This window comes from Pseudomonas sp. RGM2987, from assembly GCF_022952855.1.
GTDB lineage: Bacteria > Pseudomonadota > Gammaproteobacteria > Pseudomonadales > Pseudomonadaceae > Aquipseudomonas.
Genome location: NZ_JALJDX010000045.1, coordinates 1 through 2,522, shown reverse-complemented (window position 1 = coordinate 2,522; position 2,522 = coordinate 1). Strand labels below are relative to the sequence as shown.

1 rRNA gene is annotated in these 2,522 nt (G+C 52.6%); it reads right to left on the bottom strand.

The annotated features are described in order from the left end of the window. Positions 1–77 precede the first annotated feature (77 nt). Positions 78–2,522 (bottom strand): 23S ribosomal RNA (locus RGM2987_RS00280); the annotation flags it as partial.

Genomic DNA, 2,522 nt, shown 5'->3' with positions numbered 1-2,522 from the left:
GCCGAACTTTCGGTTCATCTCGTCTTCACACACCGCAATCTGGCCTCTTTCGAGTCGACAGATTGCTTGGGTGTTATATGGTCAAGCCTCACGGGCAATTAGTACAGGTTAGCTCAACGCCTCACAGCGCTTACACACCCTGCCTATCAACGTCGTAGTCTTCGACGGCCCTTCAGGGAGCTCAAGGCTCCAGTGAGATCTCATCTTGAGGCAAGTTTCCCGCTTAGATGCTTTCAGCGGTTATCTTTTCCGAACATAGCTACCCGGCAATGCCACTGGCGTGACAACCGGAACACCAGAGGTTCGTCCACTCCGGTCCTCTCGTACTAGGAGCAGCCCCTCTCAAATCTCAAACGTCCACGGCAGATAGGGACCGAACTGTCTCACGACGTTCTAAACCCAGCTCGCGTACCACTTTAAATGGCGAACAGCCATACCCTTGGGACCGGCTTCAGCCCCAGGATGTGATGAGCCGACATCGAGGTGCCAAACACCGCCGTCGATATGAACTCTTGGGCGGTATCAGCCTGTTATCCCCGGAGTACCTTTTATCCGTTGAGCGATGGCCCTTCCATACAGAACCACCGGATCACTAAGACCTACTTTCGTACCTGCTCGACGTGTCTGTCTCGCAGTCAAGCGCGCTTTTGCCTTTATACTCTACGACCGATTTCCGACCGGTCTGAGCGCACCTTCGTACTCCTCCGTTACTCTTTAGGAGGAGACCGCCCCAGTCAAACTACCCACCATACACTGTCCTCGATCCGGATAACGGACCTGAGTTAGAACCTCAAAGTTGCCAGGGTGGTATTTCAAGGATGGCTCCACGCAGACTGGCGTCCACGCTTCAAAGCCTCCCACCTATCCTACACAAGCAAATTCAAAGTCCAGTGCAAAGCTATAGTAAAGGTTCACGGGGTCTTTCCGTCTAGCCGCGGATACACTGCATCTTCACAGCGATTTCAATTTCACTGAGTCTCGGGTGGAGACAGCGCCGCCATCGTTACGCCATTCGTGCAGGTCGGAACTTACCCGACAAGGAATTTCGCTACCTTAGGACCGTTATAGTTACGGCCGCCGTTTACCGGGGCTTCGATCAAGAGCTTCGCGTTAGCTAACCCCATCAATTAACCTTCCGGCACCGGGCAGGCGTCACACCCTATACGTCCACTTTCGTGTTTGCAGAGTGCTGTGTTTTTAATAAACAGTCGCAGCGGCCTGGTATCTTCGACCGGCGTGGGCTTACGCAGTAAATGCTTCACCCTCACCGGCGCACCTTCTCCCGAAGTTACGGTGCCATTTTGCCTAGTTCCTTCACCCGAGTTCTCTCAAGCGCCTTGGTATTCTCTACCCAACCACCTGTGTCGGTTTGGGGTACGGTTCCTGGTTACCTGAAGCTTAGAAGCTTTTCTTGGAAGCATGGCATCAACCACTTCGTCACCCAAAGGGTAACTCGTCATCAGCTCTCGGCCTTAGAATCCCGGATTTACCTAAGATTCCAGCCTACCACCTTAAACTTGGACAACCAACGCCAAGCTGGCCTAGCCTTCTCCGTCCCTCCATCGCAATAACCAGAAGTACAGGAATATTAACCTGTTTTCCATCGACTACGCTTTTCAGCCTCGCCTTAGGGACCGACTAACCCTGCGTCGATTAACGTTGCGCAGGAAACCTTGGTCTTTCGGCGTGGGTGTTTTTCACACCCATTGTCGTTACTCATGTCAGCATTCGCACTTCTGATACCTCCAGCAAGCTTCTCAACTCACCTTCACAGGCTTACAGAACGCTCCTCTACCGCATCACTTGCGTGATACCCGTAGCTTCGGTGTATGGTTTGAGCCCCGTTACATCTTCCGCGCAGGCCGACTCGACTAGTGAGCTATTACGCTTTCTTTAAAGGGTGGCTGCTTCTAAGCCAACCTCCTAGCTGTCTAAGCCTTCCCACATCGTTTCCCACTTAACCATAACTTTGGGACCTTAGCTGACGGTCTGGGTTGTTTCCCTTTTCACGACGGACGTTAGCACCCGCCGTGTGTCTCCCATGCTCGGCACTTGTAGGTATTCGGAGTTTGCATCGGTTTGGTAAGTCGGGATGACCCCCTAGCCGAAACAGTGCTCTACCCCCTACAGTGATACATGAGGCGCTACCTAAATAGCTTTCGAGGAGAACCAGCTATCTCCGAGCTTGATTAGCCTTTCACTCCGATCCACAGGTCATCCGCTAACTTTTCAACGGTAGTCGGTTCGGTCCTCCAGTCAGTGTTACCTAACCTTCAACCTGCCCATGGATAGATCGCCCGGTTTCGGGTCTATTCCCAGCGACTAGACGCCCTATTAAGACTCGCTTTCGCTACGCCTCCCCTATTCGGTTAAGCTCGCCACTGAAAATAAGTCGCTGACCCATTATACAAAAGGTACGCAGTCACCCAACAAAGTGGGCTCCCACTGCTTGTACGCATACGGTTTCAGGATCTATTTCACTCCCCTCTCCGGGGTTCTTTTCGCCTTTCCCTCACGGTACT